The organism is Candidatus Cybelea sp., from assembly GCA_036489315.1.
Taxonomy (GTDB): domain Bacteria; phylum Vulcanimicrobiota; class Vulcanimicrobiia; order Vulcanimicrobiales; family Vulcanimicrobiaceae; genus Cybelea.
Window position 1 is genome coordinate 1 of the sequence record DASXFZ010000041.1, and the last position, 15,891, is coordinate 15,891.

A 15,891-nucleotide genomic window follows, 5' to 3' on the forward strand; every position below is an offset into this window, starting at 1 on the left:
CGACGGCGACCCGCGGATGCTCTGCCGGCGCGAAACAGACGAACCAGGAGTGCGAGCGACCGAGCGGATTCGTGGCCGTCCCGGTCTTCCCGGCGACGCTCACGTGCGGGATCTGCGCCGGTGTGCCGGTCCCGCGCTCGACCACGGCGATCATCATCTTCGTTACCTTCGCGGCCGTGTCGCTCGATACCGGGTTTGCGAGCGTCCCGGTGGCGGAGACGCTTGCGGGAACTCCGTCGCGAACGATCTGACGCACGACGTACGGACGCGGTTCGGCCCCGCCGTTTGCGATCGTCGCACCGATCAAGGCCATCTGCAACGGGGAGACGAGCAGCGCGCCCTGGCCGAAACCCATCTGCGCGAGCTCGCCGGGGACGATGGCCGCCTTGGGCGGCACCCGGCTGGTTTCGGCGGGAAGCTGAAAATCGAGCGACGCGCCGATGCCCCAGCGATCGAGATAGGAATAGAACGTATCCGTGCCCATCTTCAGGGCAATCTGCGCGAAGTCGACGTTGCTCGAGAGCGCGAAGGCGGTCGTCAAATCGCCGTAGCCCGTTGCTTCGCTTTCGTTGTCGTGCAGCGTAAAGTCACCGATCTGGAGATACCCCGGATCGTCGAAATGTGAATCCATCGCGACCGTGTTGCTGTCCAGCGCCGCCGCCGCCGTGAAGATCTTGAAGGTCGAGCCGGGTGGATAGAGACCGTCGAGCGCGCGATCGAGCAGCGGAGAACCGGCGTCACCGCGCAGCGAAGGAAACTCCCCGTCGAAGTCGTTGGGATCGTAGCTCGGTACGCTCGCAATCGCAAGCAGCGCACCCGTCTGCGGGTCGATCACGACGCCTGCCGCGCGCGAATAGCGCGTCAGCGAAGCAAAGAGCTGTGCTTGAACGGCGGGAACGATCGTCGTAATCACGTCGGCGCCGCGGGGCGGTGCAGTCGATCCCCGCAAGGTTGCGGCAAGCTCTTGCAGCTGCGCGATCGCGTCCCCGCTGGCGTCGGGGGGCGAGAGCGCGCGATCGAAGGCTGCCTCGATGCCGGAGGCACCGTAGCGCGTCGAATCGTAGCCGACGAGTGCGGCCAGCGACGCGCCCAGCGGGTATTCGCGGCGCCCGCCCGCGGTCTGCGCGAGGACCGTGCCGTCGCCGGCAAGGATTCGACCGCGGCCGGCGTCGAGCAGGGCATGACGCGGATTGTCGGCGCGCTGGGCGATTTTCGGCGCCGCGACCAACGCAATATAGATCTGGCGAATCGCTAAGACGATGAACAGGACGACGAAGAAGGCGGCCAAGTCGCGGATGGCGCGGTTGGTCATGCCTCGCGCAGCAGGGAGAAGCCGGCATCGGTTTTGACCGCCATGTGTGCTCGCGACGGCTGCGTCGCGACAAACGCGTTCACCAGCGCGTGCGCGACGCTCGGCGGAACCTTGCCCATCGAAAGCACCTCCTCGACGCCGAGTTCGTCGAGCAGCGGCGTCGCGACGTACGCGCAGTCGGGAATCGTCTCGAAGTGGCGCTCTTCGTACTGACCCTCATGCCACGGCCCGCGCTTACCGAACGCGGACGCGTGATGATCCCAGGCGCAGAGCTGCTTTTCTTTCCAAAGGAACTCGTTGCGCACGCAGAGCCGGCGGCACGCCGCGCAGGCAACGAGATCGCTCGGCGGCTGCGCGAGCCCATCGGCGACCGCCTCGGGGAGGTCTTCGAGGTTCAGAACGCTGCGCTCGTCGACTACCTGCGGGAAGGGAGTCTCCCAGTGCGTACGAGCCAATATCTCGACATCTCGAACCGAAGCGATGAACGCCCCCTCGTCTTCGGGCGGAAAGGTGCGATCGATCCAATCGAAGAGGCCCGAGAGGGGGATCCCCACATCTTGCAGCGCGCTGCCGACCGCGACGCCGCGCGGCGTCCAGGCGAGCGGCACGAGCCGAATCGTGATGATTTCTCCGCCGCGATCGCCTTTTTTCGTGGGTCGAAAGCTGCTCGTCGCGGCCATCGTGCTGGCGTTGCCGCCGAGAATGAAGACCCGCTCGTCCGGCGCGCCGTCTACGTCCGGATCGTCGTCAAGGCGCTGCGGTACTCTTGAAGGCTGCGCGGAGGGCCGGCCCGGCTTGCGAGCGCCTCCGCCAGCGCCCGCGCCGTATCTAAACTCGTCAAACACGCAATGCTCGCTTCGACCGCGGCCCTGCGAATCTTGTAGTCGTCGGTGATTTCTCTGGCACCCTTCGCGTCGTTGATCACCAAATCGACCGCGCGCGAGGCGATGATGTCGACCACGTGCGGCGACCCGTCGGCGATCTTGTTGACGCGCTCGCTCTCGATGCCGGCCGCTGCGAGCAGCGCGTGGGTACCGGGCGTGGCGACGAGGCGATGCCCTAGCTCGGCGTAGGCGCGCAGTACGGCCACCGATTCTTCCTTGCTCTCGTCGGCGATCGAGGCGAGGACGCGCGCACCGCTTCCCGGCAAGCGGATGCCGGCCGCGAGAAAACCCTTGCGCAGCGCGCCGCCGAAGCTTTCGTCGATCCCCAAGACCTCGCCGGTCGACTTCATCTCCGGCCCCAAGATTGTCTCGACGCCGCGCATCTTCGAAAACGAGAAGACCGGCACTTTCACGACGACATACGGAACGTGCGGCTGCAGGCCGACGCCGTACTCCATATCCCGCAGCCGCTCGCCCAGCGCGATTCGCGTCGCAGCGGCCACCAGATTGATGCCGGTCGCCTTCTGGATGATCGGAACCGTGCGGCTCGCGCGCGGATTCGCCTCGATGATGTAGAGCCCGCCGTCGTGTACGACGAACTGAATGTTGATCAGCCCGCGAATGCCGAGCTCTTGCGCGATCGCGTGCGTCACCTCCGCGATGCGGCGCTCCATCGCGGGCGTGGTTACTTGAACGGGATAGACGCTGATCGAGTCGCCCGAATGGACGCCGGCGCGTTCGATGTGCTCGAAGACTCCGGGAATCAGCGCATCCTCGCCGTCGAAGACGGCGTCGACCTCGACCTCGAGGCCGCGCAGGTACTTATCGACCAGCAGCGGTGCCTCGGGCAAGATCGGCGGCGCCGATTCCGCGTAGGCCGCCAACTGCGCTTCGTTGTACACGATCTCCATCGCGCGGCCGCCCAGCACGAACGAGGGGCGCACCAGGACGGGGAAGCCCAACTCGCGTGCAATCACGCGAGCCTCACGGAAGCTGCGCGCGGCCTTTCCCTGTGGGCGGGCGACGTCCAAACGCGAAAGCGCCGCGTCGAACTGTTCCCGGTTCTCCGCCATATCCAGCGACTTGCGATCGCTTCCGACGATCGTGACGCCGCGCCGGGTCAGCTCCCCGGCGAGGTTGATCGCCGTCTGTCCGCCAAACGCGAGCATGACTCCGCAGGCAGCGGTCGCGCGATACGCCGCCTCGACCTCATCGGCGCCGGGCGGCTCGAAGACCAGCGTGTCGGAGATGTCGAAGTCCGTCGACACCGTCTCCGGGTTGTTGTTGACGACGACCGGCGAGCGGCCCGCAGCCCGCAGCGCCCAAGCCGCGTGCACGCAGCTGTAGTCGAACTCGATGCCTTGCCCGATACGAATCGGCCCGCTTCCCACGACGACGACCGCCTGCGCCGGCGTGGGGCGCATCTCATCCTGCTCGCCGCGCGAGAGATAGTAGTAGGGCGACTTCGCCGGGAACTCGGCGGCGGCCGTGTCGACCATGCGAAACGCGCTCCCCTCACCGCTCGGGGATCCGAAGCTCGCGGTCGAGTATCCCGCCGCGAGCAGCGTTGCCGCGTCGCCGTTGCCCCCGCGCGCGCGTCGTTCGAGCTCGACGAGCTCCGCGAGCTCGTGCAGCCAGAATCGATCGATCGCCGAGAGTTCCACGATCCGCTCGATCGTCGCACCGCGTTCCGCACTGCGCGCGAGCAGTTCGCAGACGGCGAAGAGGCGCTCGTGGGTCGGCCGCGCGATGACCGCTTCGAGCTCGCCGTCGCTCCACTCGCGCAGCGGTCCGGTCAGCGTCTCACGGTTGAGATCGAGGCCGCGCACCGCTTTGAGCAGCGCCGCGCGAAAGGTCCGCCCGATCCCCATCGCCTCACCCGTCGACTTCATCTGCGTTCCAATCAGCGTGTCCGCGATCGGGAACTTGTCGAACGGCCAGCGCGGAATCTTGACGACGACGTAATCGAGCGTCGGTTCGTAGGCGGCCTTCGTTACGCCGGTGACCGGATTCTCGATTTGATCGAGGCGTTGCCCGAGCGCGATGCGCGTCGAGATCTTGGCGATCGGATAGCCCGTCGCTTTGGACGCGAGCGCCGAGCTACGCGAAACGCGCGGGTTTACTTCGATGATCGCGTACTCGCTGCTAGTGGGGTGGAGCGCAAACTGGATGTTGCAGCCGCCCTGCACGTCGAGGGCGCGGATGACGTTGATGCTGGCGGTGCGCAGCATTTGGTACTCGAGGTCCGAGAGCGTCTGCGAGGGAGCGACGACGATCGAATCTCCGGTGTGGACCCCGACGGGATCGATGTTCTCCATGTTGCAGACGACGATGCAGTTGTCGGCCGCGTCGCGCAACACTTCGTACTCGATCTCTTTCCAGCCCAGCAGCGACGTTTCGAGCAGGACCTGATGGATCAAGCTCGCCGAGAGCCCCGCGTCCAGCGTCGTGCGCAGCTCGGCCTCGTTCGAAACGATGCCGCCGCCCGTGCCCGCCAGCGTGTAGGCGGGACGCACGACCAGCGGATAGCCGGCGATCTCCGCAAAGCCGACGCCCGCTTCGATATCGGTGACGATCGCGCTCTCGGCGACGGGCTCGCCGATCTCTTGCATCTTGAGCTTGAAGCGCTCGCGATCTTCGGCGAGGCGGATCGTATCGATCGGCGTTCCGAGCAGCTCGATGCCGTAGCGCTGCAGGATGCCGGCTTCGTCGAGCTCGACGGCAAGGTTGAGGCCGGTCTGGCCGCCGAGCGTCGGGAGCAGCGCGTCGGGCCGCTCGCGCGCGACGATCTCTTCGACCGAGGCCGTCGTCAACGGCTCTAAGTAGACCGCATCCGCGATCTCGGGATCGGTCATGATCGTGGCGGGGTTCGAGTTGACGAGGACGACTCGATGGCCTTCCTCACGCAGCGCGCGGCACGCTTGAACGCCGGCGTAGTCGAATTCGGCGGCCTGCCCGATGACGATCGGTCCCGAGCCGATGACCATGACGTTCCGCCGCGACACTTCGGGCCTCTGTGTTTGGGGAGCGGTGCTGCGGTCCCTATCGGCTACGGCTGCAGGAGGCGCCTGCGCCAATCGCCGCCGCGGCGTTCGTAGGCCGTGCGCTCGTGCATCCGATTGGGGCGGCCCTGCCAAAACTCGAAGTAGTCCGGTACGAGCAAATAACCGCCCCAGGAGTGCGGACGCGGGACTTCTTCCCCTTCGAAGCGCTGCTCGAAGTGCTCGTAGCGCTCGGATAGCAGCGCGTGCGACTCGATCTCGGCGCTCTGTTCGGAGGCCCACGCAGCAAGCTGGTGCCCGCGCGGGCGCGCCGCGAAATACTCGTCCGACTCGCTCTCGGCGAGCTGCTTCACCTCACCCTCGACACGAGCTTGGCGCTCGATCCACGGCCAGTAGAACGTTACGGCCGCAAAAGGATTTGCCGCGAGATCCTCCGCCTTGCGGCTTCCGTACGAGGTGTAGAAGCGCAGGCCGCGATCGTCGAGTCCGCGCAGCAGGACCATGCGGGCGGACGGGCGCGCCCGAGCGTCGGCGGTTGCCAAGCACATTGCGATTGCCTCCAAGCGGCTGCCGCCGCCGGCATCGGCGATCCATCCGTTCAAGAGTTCGATCGGCGAGTTCACGGATACCGGCCCAAGCCGAATCCCAGCAGAAACGCGACGAGCATGCCGAGCGCGCCCGCAACGGCAAACGGCACGGATGCATCGACGTGCTGTTTCTGCAGCGAGGTGATGCGGCCCAGGCGCGCGAGCGCGTCGCGCAGCTGCGCGGCATTCTCGACGCGCGCGTACGCGCCGCCGCTGGCACCTGCGTAGCTGCGCAGCGCTTCCTCATCGATCGTGGCTTCTTGGTTCGTCCCGGGGATGAGTCCGCCGTTGGGCGTCCCGATGCCGACGGTATATATCGGAATGTGATGTGCGCCGAGGTATTGCGCCACTTCCGCGGGATCGGTTCCGCTGTTGTTGACGCCGTCGGTGATCAAGATAACGACCCGGTGCCCGCGCGGCGGGAGCTGGCGCGCCGCCATCGCGAGCGCGTCGCCGATCGCCGTCGCGCCGTTGGGCGCGGGAATCTCATCGAGCCCGGCGATCACCGCCTGATGGTCGGCGCTGAGCGGAACGACGACGCCCGCCGCACCCGCAAAAGCAATCACGCCGATCTTCGTGCCCGGTGGGCTCTCGCCGATGAAGGCTCGGGCCGCTGCCTTCGACGCCGCGGCGCGTGTCGGAAAGACATCGGTCGACGACATCGAGCCCGACGTATCGATACAGATGAAGACGCTCCCGTCGCGCGCCGGAAGGTAGAGCGAGAGGTGCGGACCGCTTGCCCCGAGCACGACGGCGCCCAGCGCCACGATCCAAAGAGCCTGTAGGGCGCGCGGGATCCACGCTCGCGGCTTCGCGGCTTGCGCGAAGAAGGTGACGCTGCTGTAAGCAAGGTCTTGCGAGGTCGCGCGCCGCTGCAGCAGCGCGTAGAGAAAGCCGAACGCGATCAACGCGACGATCCCCACCACCAGACGAATCGGATGATCGAAGCTCACGAGCGTAAACCAAAGGCGGCTAAGAGCGAACCGCGCCCGCTCTCTTCGCGCAGCACGCCGGTTCGCCAGTTCGCGGTTTCGAAGCGGCGAAGCAGGGTTGCTTCGCGCGCGCGCACCGCCGCGTGATACGACGCGCGCTCGCGCTTTCCAATGTAGCCACGCAGTTCGCCGCCCTCGGCGCCGCGCAGACGAACGATCCCGGCCAGCGGCAGCTGCTCGTACCAAGGATCGCGCGCCAAGAGCGCAGTGCAATCGAAACGCGACCCGAGATCGGCCAGCTCGCGATCGAACTGCTCGCCAAGGTCGTACCAATCGGAGATCGCTAAGAGCGCCGTGCCGCGCGGCAGAGCCGCGCGCGCAGTGCGCAGCGTGCGCCCCAAGTCGAACTCGTCCGCGGCGTCGCGGTGCGCGACGGCCCGTCGTGAGCCGCGCTGGAGCGCCGCCGGCGTGATATTCGCGCCGTCGACGCGAATGCAGCGATCGTCCGACATTGCGGCCCCGAACCAATCGTCCAGCGCCTCGCGTCCGGCCGCCAGCAGCGGGCGGCGCCGGCCGACGCACATCGAGCCTGAGGTGTCGAGAATGACGGCGAGCGTGAGCGTGACGTCCTCGAGCACGACGCGCGACTGCAGCTCGCCCGAGCGCGCGGTGGAGGCCCAGTCGATGCGCCGCACGTCGTCTCCCGGCACGTACGATCGCAGCTCGACAAACTCGTAGCCGTCGCCGCGATAGATCGTCGGCGAGCCGGCGCCGAAGTGACGCGGCCGCCGGCGCGCGCGCAGAAGCGCCTCTCGGAGCGTCATTCCCCTACGGTGCGGGAACCGCGGCGATCATGGCGGCGATCACCTCGTCGGCGGCGATGTTTTCGGTTGCGAGCCGGTAATTGAAGCCGATTCGATGGCGCAGCGTGGCCGCCGCCACCGCGCGCACGTCGTCGGGCAGCGCAAAGTCCCGGCCGTCGAGCAGCGCCCGTCCGCGCGCGAGGAAGGCCAGCGCCAGCGTCGCCCGCGGGCTCGCGCCGTAGTCGATCAGCTCCGAGGCGCGATGCGTCGCGCCTCCACTCGAACGTACGGACACCCCCTCCGCCTCGCGTGTAATCGCCACCAGGTCGACGATGTAGCGCTTGAGTTTCTCGTCGATGTGCACTTCGTGCGCTGCGGCGCGCCAGCTGCGAACGTCGTCGAGCGTCGCCACCGCGCGTACCGGCTGCGTATCGGCTAGCGCAAAGCGATCGAGGATCTCGCGTTCCTGATCGCGGGTCGGATATCCGACGTTGATCTTCATCAAAAAGCGGTCCATCTGGGCGATCGGCAGCGCGTAGGTCCCCTCGGAATCCAGCGGATTCATCGTCGCCATGACGACGAACGGGTCGGGCAGCGCGTGCGACTGCGGTCCGATCGTTACTTGGCGCTCTTGCATCGCTTCCAGCAGCGCCGACTGCACCTTCGCCGGTGCGCGGTTGATCTCGTCGGCGAGCACGACGTTGGCAAAGATCGGGCCGAGCACCGTTGCGAAGCTGCTCTCCCGCTGATCGAAGATCCGCGTGCCGACGATGTCGCTGGGGAGCAGATCGGGCGTGAACTGAACCCGTTTGAACTCGCCTTCGAGCGCGGCGGCCAGCGACCGGCAGGCCAGCGTTTTTGCCAGCCCCGGCGGGCCCTCGAGCAGCACGTGGCCGTTGCAGAGCAGTGCGAGGAGCAGGCCTTCGATGACCGCCTCTTGTCCGACGATCGTCTTCGCGAGCGCGGCGCGAAGATCGCCCGGTTCCCGTGCCGCGATCATACGAGCGATCCTGCGTACCGCTCGAGCGCGCCGCACGCGTCTTCGATCGCCGGTGCAAGATCGGCGTCGTAGGTAAAGGCACTGCGCTCGAGCGCGATCAGCACGTCGCGCAGCGGCACGTCATCGGTTCCGGGACGGCGCAGCACGTCGGCGAGCGTCGCCCCTTCGGAGGCGCCGATCGTCCGCCAGACGGCGGCGCGAACGCGTACCGCGGCGGCTCTCGTGCGTTCGGCCCTCAAGACCACCAGTGCGTCTTCGATTTGCTGGCGAAGCGTCCGCTGCGGAGGCGGCGGCGCGACGGGTTCGAGGACGATTGGAACCACGACTCTGGGGCGGTTTGCCGCCGCACGCACCGCCAAGAGGACGATGACGCCGAGCGCGACGAGCACCACGAGCGGCGCGAGGATCCAAACCACTCCGAGCAACGCGGAGCGGACGCTGGAGGCGATTCGCTCGGGGGATTGCCCCGCGACGAGTTTCAGGTCATTCGTGTACCACTCTTTGGGGTGGCCGTCTCGCGCGTCGACGGCTTGCAGCGTCGCCGGCGCGATCGCAAGCGTTCCCGGGTCGTGGGCGACGACGGTGATCACTTCGCGGTACTGCGATCCGTGAGAATCGCTCGTGATCTCCCGCTCGTCGCCGAGCAGTTCGAGCGCAGCGAGCAGCGGCAGTTCGATGTTGTTGATCTCGCTCACGCGCTCGCGCACGCGCAGCGAAACGATGAGGTGAAAGGGCGCGTCGACCCGCGGCCGAGTCGTGTCGGCGGAAAGCACGAACGACTCAACCGAGAGCCGCTGCAGGCTCTGTGCGGTGCACATGCTGCAGGAAAGAAGCGCCGCGAATGCGGCGGCGACCAGGCCGGTTAGGAGACGCGTCAAGCTCGGGAGACTCCCGAAAGCCACTTCGCGAAGAGATAGCGCGCGTCGAATGGGCCGGGCGACGCCTCCGGATGAAACTGCACCGCCGCAATTGGCAGGGTGCGGTGACGGAAGCCTTCATTCGTGCCGTCGTTGAGGTTGGTCATCGTTGCCTCGAGATCGTCGGGAAGCGACTGCGCGTCGACGGCGTAGCCGTGGTTGTGGGCGGTGACGATCACCGCCCCGGCCTCGAGCTCCTTCACCGGTTGGTTCCCGCCGCGATGCCCGTACGGCAACTTGTAGGTTCTGCCGCCGCACGCCAGCGCCAGCAGCTGATGCCCCAAACAGACGCCGAAGAGCGGCTTGCGACCGACCAGCCCGCGAAGCGCGTCGATCGTCTGCGTGAGATCGGTCGGGTCTCCAGGCCCGGGCGAGACGACGACCGCGTCGGGCTCGAGTGCGAGCACTTCGTCGGCGCTCGCGTCGTAGGGAACGACCGAGACCGCCGCCCCGAGCGCCTCGAGCTGCCGCAGGATCGCGCGTTTGACGCCGCAGTCGATCACGACGATTCTGGGGCCGGGACCGGACGCCGCGACGAAGGCCTCGCGCGCGGCAACGCTGGGAACGAGCGCTTTCGTGTTAGCGGTGCGCACGTAGTCGGCGAGGCTCCGTTCGGCCTCGCGCAAAGCCGGCTCGCCGACGGCCAGCGCCGCCCAAATCGTTCCGTGTTCCCGCAGCGCAATCGTAATCGCGCGCGTATCCGCCTCGACGAGGGCGGGAACGAGCCATTGGTCAAGCCACGACGGCAAGCTCTGCTTCGAAAGGTGGTGTGAGGGGTGATGGGCGATCTGTTTGATCACGGTCGCGGCGGCGCACGGGCGGCCGGACTGCGCGGCACTTCCCGAGATGCCGTAGTTCCCGATCATCGGGTAGGTGAACGTCAGAATCTGCCCCGCATACGACGGATCGGTCAGCGCTTCTTCATAACCGGTCATCCCCGTATAGAAAACCGCCTCGCCTAGCGCGATGCCCTCGACGCCGAGGCCCTGGCCGTCGAAACGGCTGCCGTCGGCCAAGAACAGCGCCGCCGGAGTTAACGCCGTCATACGGCAATCTCGGCTCGATAGCGAAGCTCGCCGCCGACGATCGTCGCCAGAACTCTACGGGGCAGCTTCCAGCCCGCAAAGGGCGTCGACTTACCCTTCGATGCGAACGCGGCCGGATCTACGATCCACTCGCGCTGCGCGAAGATGGTGACGTCGGCCCGCGCGCCGCGCTCCAGCGAACCGCCGGCGATTCCCAAGATGCGCGCGGGATTGGTCGACAGCATTTCGACGAAGCGGGAGACGGGCAGATCGGGGAGCGCGTGCGCGTAGGCGCCCACCGCGACCTCCAAGCCGGAGAAGCCGGGAGCGATGGTTCCGCCGGCGCCGCTTTTTTCCGCGCTCGTGTGCGGTGCGTGATCGCTGGCGAACGCATCGATCGTGCCGTCGCGAACGCCTTCACGCAGCGCGGCGCAGTCTTCTTCTTCACGCAGCGGCGGGTTGACGCGCGCCGCGGGGCCGAGCTCGCGCGCGCTCTCGCCGGTAAGGATCAGATGGTGCGGCGTCACTTCGCACGTTACCGGCGCTCCTTGCCGGCGTGCGACGCGCACGAGATCGAGCGCGCACCGCGTCGTGAGATGCGCGACGTGCCAGTTCTTCATCGTCGCCGCGGCGATAACGAGATCGCGCGCGACGGCGAGGTCTTCGGCCATCGGCGGCCGGCCCGCAGCACTCGGGAAACTCGGATCTTCGCAGTGCGAAATGAAGACGCCGGCGACCGCGCGGCCGCGCTGCGCTACCGCGAGCGCGACGGGCGCGCCGGCGATCGTGTCGCCGTCGTCGGAGAACGCGACGGCGCCCGCGCGCACGAGCGCTTCGTAGTCGCACGGTTCCAAGCCCAGACGCCCGAGCGTCATGGCGGCGATCGGGTAGACGCGGCAGCGAGCCTCGCGAGCGATTTGCTCGCGCAGCCGCTCGAGCGTTGCCGGCGCGTCGAGCGCCGGCTTCGTGTTCGGCATGCAGGCAACGCTGGTAAAGCCGCCTCGGACGGCGGCCTCCGTGCCGGTCGCAATCGTCTCCTTTTCGGGATAGCCGGGTTCGCGCAGGTGCACGTGCATGTCGACGAAGCCGGGAGCGACGATCGACCCGCGGGCGTCGATGACGAGCTCTTCTTCTCGCGCCGTCAAGTGCTCGCCGATCGCTTCGATGACTCCAGCGCCGATCCGCACGTCGCGCAGTCCATCGAAGCGGTTCGCGGGGTCGACGACCCTGCCGCCCTTGATGAGGAGGGCTTCCATCGGTTATAGGCTTCTCGCGTTAACGAGCAGATCCAAAACCGCCATTCGGATCGCGATGCCGTGGTGCACCTGGCGTGCGTAGCGCCAGCCTGCGAACGCCAGCACCGAATCGTCGAGCTCCATCCCGCGGTTGTAGGGCCCGGGATGCATGACGATCGCCTCTCGCCGCAGCGACTTGAGCCTTCGTGCGTCGAGCCGGTACGCGCTCACGTACTCCGTATCGGTGATCGGCATCGCGGCGAAGCGCTCGCGCTGAATGCGCAGCAAAACGATCGCGTCGACGTCCGGCAGCACCGCGTCGAAATCGCGTTCGACGCGGACGCCGTTGCCGGCATAGCTGGACGGCAGAAACGGCTCCGGGCCGACGAGGACGACGCTCGCACCGAGCCGTCCGAGACCACGAATCGCCGAATGCGCGACGCGGCTATGCAGAACGTCGCCGACGATCGCGATCGAGCGCCCGGCAAGATCGCCGAACTCTTCGATCAGGGTGTAGATGTCGAGCAGCGCCTGCGTCGGATGGGCGTGCGCGCCGTCGCCGGCATTGATCACGTGCCCGTCGAAGCCCAGCGCGATCTTCGCGGGGAAGCCGGCCTGCGGATGGCGCACGACGACGACGGAGATCCCCATCGCGCCCAGCGTCATCGCCATATCTTCGAGCGTCTCGCCTTTGCTTGCCAGGCTCGAATTGCGCGGGACGAGGTTCACGACGTCGGCCCCCAGCCGCAGTTCGGCGAGGTTGAATGAGGTGAACGTGCGAGTGCTCTCCTCGAAAAACATGTTGACGCAGGCTTTACCGGCGAGCCTCGGCCCGGGCGGCGTCTGTTCGAACTGCGTCGTGCGGTCGAAAATGTACGCGAGTTCTTCAGCGGTCAGATCGTCGAGATCGAGGAGGCTACGGCGAATCCGCATCGGTGGTTCCCAGGATATCGATTTCGTCCGAGTCGGAGGGCTGCGGCGAGAGAACGACCTTTACGCGCTGATTGCGCGACGTCGGCGTAAACCGGCCTACATAGTCGGGCTGAATCGGGATCTCGCGCAGGCCGCGGTCGACGAGCACGCAGAGGCGGATCGCCGCGGGCCTTCCGAAGTCGGTGACGGCGTCGAGCGCCGAGCGAATCGTGCGCCCGGTGTAGAGCACGTCATCGACGATGACGACGTGCCGCCCGGAGAGGTCGACGGGAATCTGCGACTCCGGCAGCTCGTGCGTCACTCGGTCGTCGCGGTAGAGGTTGATATTGAGGAACCCGAGCGCCGGCATGCGGCCGGCGATCCGTTCGATTTCGGCGGCGATTCGCACGGCCAGTGCCTCGCCCCCGCGGCGCACGGCGAGGATGACGAGTTCGTCCTGCGCCTCGTTGGGTTCGACGATTTGGTACGCGAGGCGCGAGATGACGCGCGCGATCTCGTCACGCTTGGCCAAAATACGATAGGGCGCGGTAGCGGTCATGCGGGCTCCTTTAGCGCGCGCAGCGCCGCTTCGACGCGCTCGAGGTCGCGACGGTATCCCTGCAGTTTCTCGCGCTCTTTCGCGACGACGTGCGGCGCGGCGTTTGCGACGAAGGCTTCATTTCCGAGCTTTTTCTCTCCGCGATCGATCTCCGACCGCAGGTGCGCCACTTCCTTGCGATAGCGCTCCTCGAGGACGCCGTGCGGTGCGTGAACGCTGACCGAGGCGAGCGCCTCCTCGAGCGATGCCCCAGCCGGCCCCGAGCGCTCGATGGTGCCGGCGGCGAAGAGTGCGAGCAGCTCGGCCGGCTCGTCGGGGACATTCGTGGGCACCGCAATTGCGATGCGTTCCTTGGGATGCACGCCGATCTCGGCGCGCAGGTTGCGGACGCGTTCGATCGCGCGCGTCAGGGCGGCAAACTCCGCCGCCGCCTCGTCGAAGGCGGGGATCTCGAAGGCGTCGGGCCAGTTCGCGGTCACGATCGTCGGTCCGTCGTGGGGCAGCGCGAGCCAGATCTCCTCGCTAATGAAGGGTGCGATCGGGTGGAGCAAACGCATCGCGTTGTTCCAGACGAATGAGAGCACCGCCGCCCTCGTCGGGCGGTTCCGTTGCGCTTTGGTGGCTTCCACATACCAGTCGCAGTACTCGTACCAAAGGAAACGCCAGATGGTTTCGGCCGCGTTGCCGAAGTCGTAGGCGCTCAACAGTTCGCTCATGCGGACGACCGTCTCGCGCAGGCGAGTGAGGATCCATCTGTCGGCGATGGTTAGCGCGCCGGCGGCCGGGAGCGTGGCGGCTTGCGGCAGACCCTCGGGCAACGCAAGCAGGTAGCGAGTTGCGTTCCATATCTTGTTGTTGAAGTTGCGCGCCTCCTCACAGCGCGACTCGTGGTAGCGAATCTCCTGACTTTCGAGGCGCATCTGCCGCAGGATCGAGAGGCGAAACGCGTCGGCGCCGTATTTGTCGGCGAGGTCCATCGGATCGATCACGTTGCCGAGCGACTTCGACATCTTCCGCCCGGCCGCGTCGAAAACCAGCGGGGTGATGACCACGTCGCTAAACGGGACGTTCCTCATGAAGTAGAGGCCCAGCATTACCATGCGCGCGACCCAGAGGAAAATGATCTCGCCGCCGGTCAGCAGCGCTTGCGACGGATACCAGCAACGCAGCTCCGGCGACTCCTCCGGCCAACCAAGAATCGAGAACGGCCAGATGCCACTCGAGAACCAGGTGTCGAGCGTATCGGGATCGCGCGTAAGATCGGTCGTGCCGTAGGTGCGCCGTGCGATCTCTCGCGCCTCTTCTTCACTCTCGGCGACGACTTCGCGGCCGTCGGGCGCGTACCAAACGGGAAGCCGGTGTCCCCACCAGATCTGACGCGAGACGTTCCAGTCGCGGATATTTTCGAGCCAGCGCTCGTAGGTGCGTCCGTGCCGCTCGGGAACGAAGCGGACCCGTCCGTCGCGGTAGGCGTCGAGCGCCGGCCTCGCGAGCGGCGCCATGCGAACGAACCACTGGAGCGACAGCAAGGGCTCGACGACATCGCCGCTGCGTTCGCTCGTGGCAACGGAATGCCGGTGCGGCTGCGCTTCGAGCAACGCACCACTTTTTTGCAGGTCGGCAACGATTCGTTCCCGTGCCGCATAGCGATCCAGCCCCAGATACGGACCGACGCTGCAGTCCGCTCCGGTTATGCGCGCGTCGAGTCCGATCACCGACGGCATCTCCAGCGAGTGGCGCAGGCCGATCTCGTAGTCGGTCGGATCGTGCGCCGGCGTAACCTTGACGGCACCCGTTCCAAACTCGGGATCGACGGCCTCGTCGGAGACGATGGGAATCGCACGATCGAAGAGCGGCGGCAGCCAGACGCTCCGCCCGACGAGCGCCGCGTATCGCTCGTCGTTGGGATGCACGGCGATGGCGACGTCGGCGAGCATCGTCTCGGGGCGGGTCGTCGCGATCTCGATGCCGCTATCGGGATCATTCTTATCGAACGGATAGCGGATACGCCATAGCGTGCCGTCGCGCTCGACGTATTCGAGCTCGGCATCGGAGACGGTGGTCTTCGCGGTCGGATCCCAGTTGATCAGACGCGTTCCGCGGTAGATCAGGCCGTCGCGATAAAGGGTGACGAAGACGCGCCGGACCGCCGCCGAGAGGGCGTCGTCCATCGTAAAGCGCGAGCGCTGCCAGTCCGGCCCGAAGCCGAGCCGGCGAAACTGTTCGAAGATTTGGCCGCCGTACGTTCGCGACCACTCCCACGCTCGCTCGACGAATGCTTCACGGCCGAGGTCTTCGCGGCGGCGGCCCTCCTTCCCGAGCTCTCTGATCAGCACCGCCTCGGTGGCGATCGCCGCATGATCGAGGCCCGGCAGCCAATCCGCGTTGTCCCCAAGCATTCGGTGGTAGCGCGTCAGCACGTCCATCGGCGCGTAGGTCGAGCCGTGCCCCAAATGCGCGCGGGCCGTTACATTCGGCGGCGGCATGCAGATGATAAATGGCGGCCGTGCCGGATCCGGGTCCTCGTGAAAGTAACCGTTGCGCTCCCAGTGCGCGTACAGGCGCGCTTCGGTCGCCTGCGGATCGTACTGCTTAGGGCGGTCCATCGGTGGGCCTGCGTTCAGCACCGCCGCCAACGCCGCCTCTCAGAGCGCTCAGAACGATGAAGCTTGGTGAAAGCGAACCGGAGCGGGGGTTAGGGGTTAGATTTGGCCCAGGTCGAG

Annotated in this window: 13 protein-coding genes; all 13 read right to left on the minus strand. The window is 66.8% G+C overall.

What is annotated here, in order from left to right:
- A partial coding sequence (locus tag VGG51_08720) for a penicillin-binding protein 2 (GenBank protein ID HEY1883110.1) occupies positions 1 to 1,312 on the minus strand: 1,312 nt, incomplete at its 3' end.
- A complete protein-coding gene (locus VGG51_08725; GenBank protein HEY1883111.1) occupies positions 1,309 to 2,157 on the minus strand; it encodes a hypothetical protein in 849 nt (282 codons plus the stop codon). The genes VGG51_08725 and VGG51_08720, both read right to left, overlap by 4 nt.
- Positions 2,043 to 5,201 (minus strand): carbamoyl-phosphate synthase large subunit, encoded by a 3,159-nt coding sequence (carB, locus tag VGG51_08730; protein HEY1883112.1) that lies wholly within the window; start codon positions 5,199 to 5,201, stop codon positions 2,043 to 2,045. Before carB ends, VGG51_08725 begins: the two co-directional genes overlap by 115 nt.
- A gap of 44 nt (positions 5,202 to 5,245) precedes the next feature.
- Positions 5,246 to 5,821, minus strand: coding sequence for a pyridoxamine 5'-phosphate oxidase (gene pdxH, locus VGG51_08735; protein HEY1883113.1), 576 nt, complete (start codon positions 5,819 to 5,821; stop codon positions 5,246 to 5,248).
- The gene (locus VGG51_08740; protein HEY1883114.1) at positions 5,818 to 6,738 is read right to left on the minus strand and encodes a VWA domain-containing protein; all 921 of its coding nucleotides are present in this window, start codon (positions 6,736 to 6,738) and stop codon (positions 5,818 to 5,820) included. The genes pdxH and VGG51_08740 overlap by 4 nt, the downstream gene beginning before the upstream one ends.
- Positions 6,735 to 7,541 carry a DUF58 domain-containing protein gene (locus tag VGG51_08745; GenBank protein ID HEY1883115.1) on the minus strand — a complete coding sequence of 269 codons (807 nt, stop codon included), beginning with the start codon at positions 7,539 to 7,541 and terminating at the stop codon, positions 6,735 to 6,737. Before VGG51_08745 ends, VGG51_08740 begins: the two co-directional genes overlap by 4 nt.
- A 4-nt stretch (positions 7,542 to 7,545) precedes the next feature.
- Positions 7,546 to 8,520 carry a MoxR family ATPase gene (locus tag VGG51_08750; protein HEY1883116.1) on the minus strand — a complete coding sequence of 325 codons (975 nt, stop codon included), beginning with the start codon at positions 8,518 to 8,520 and terminating at the stop codon, positions 7,546 to 7,548.
- Positions 8,517 to 9,398: a hypothetical protein gene (locus VGG51_08755; protein HEY1883117.1), complete on the minus strand. Its 882-nt coding sequence runs from the start codon at positions 9,396 to 9,398 to the stop codon at positions 8,517 to 8,519. Before VGG51_08755 ends, VGG51_08750 begins: the two co-directional genes overlap by 4 nt.
- Complete coding sequence (gene carA / locus VGG51_08760; protein HEY1883118.1) at positions 9,395 to 10,483, minus strand: glutamine-hydrolyzing carbamoyl-phosphate synthase small subunit; 1,089 nt, start codon at positions 10,481 to 10,483, stop codon at positions 9,395 to 9,397. The genes VGG51_08755 and carA overlap by 4 nt, the downstream gene beginning before the upstream one ends.
- Complete coding sequence (locus tag VGG51_08765) at positions 10,480 to 11,718, minus strand: dihydroorotase (GenBank protein ID HEY1883119.1); 1,239 nt, start codon at positions 11,716 to 11,718, stop codon at positions 10,480 to 10,482. The genes carA and VGG51_08765 overlap by 4 nt, the downstream gene beginning before the upstream one ends.
- Positions 11,719 to 11,721: 3 nt before the next feature.
- Complete coding sequence (locus VGG51_08770; GenBank protein ID HEY1883120.1) at positions 11,722 to 12,630, minus strand: aspartate carbamoyltransferase catalytic subunit; 909 nt, start codon at positions 12,628 to 12,630, stop codon at positions 11,722 to 11,724.
- Positions 12,614 to 13,168 (minus strand): bifunctional pyr operon transcriptional regulator/uracil phosphoribosyltransferase PyrR, encoded by a 555-nt coding sequence (pyrR, locus tag VGG51_08775; protein HEY1883121.1) that lies wholly within the window; start codon positions 13,166 to 13,168, stop codon positions 12,614 to 12,616. Before pyrR ends, VGG51_08770 begins: the two co-directional genes overlap by 17 nt.
- Positions 13,165 to 15,774: a valine--tRNA ligase gene (locus VGG51_08780; protein HEY1883122.1), complete on the minus strand. Its 2,610-nt coding sequence runs from the start codon at positions 15,772 to 15,774 to the stop codon at positions 13,165 to 13,167. Before VGG51_08780 ends, pyrR begins: the two co-directional genes overlap by 4 nt.
- Positions 15,775 to 15,891 lie beyond the last annotated feature (117 nt).

Bases quoted from the DNA above. Each gene is read 5' to 3' on its own strand.
- VGG51_08745 (HEY1883115.1), bottom strand. From the start codon at position 7,541: ATGACGCTCCGAGAGGCGCTTCTGCGCGCGCGCCGGCGGCCGCGTCAC.
- VGG51_08750 (HEY1883116.1), bottom strand. From the start codon at position 8,520: ATGATCGCGGCACGGGAACCGGGCGATCTTCGCGCCGCGCTCGCGAAG.
- carA (HEY1883118.1), bottom strand. From the start codon at position 10,483: ATGACGGCGTTAACTCCGGCGGCGCTGTTCTTGGCCGACGGCAGCCGT.
- VGG51_08765 (HEY1883119.1), bottom strand. From the start codon at position 11,718: ATGGAAGCCCTCCTCATCAAGGGCGGCAGGGTCGTCGACCCCGCGAAC.
- VGG51_08770 (HEY1883120.1), bottom strand. From the start codon at position 12,630: ATGCGGATTCGCCGTAGCCTCCTCGATCTCGACGATCTGACCGCTGAA.
- pyrR (HEY1883121.1), bottom strand. From the start codon at position 13,168: ATGACCGCTACCGCGCCCTATCGTATTTTGGCCAAGCGTGACGAGATC.
- VGG51_08780 (HEY1883122.1), bottom strand. From the start codon at position 15,774: ATGGACCGCCCTAAGCAGTACGATCCGCAGGCGACCGAAGCGCGCCTG.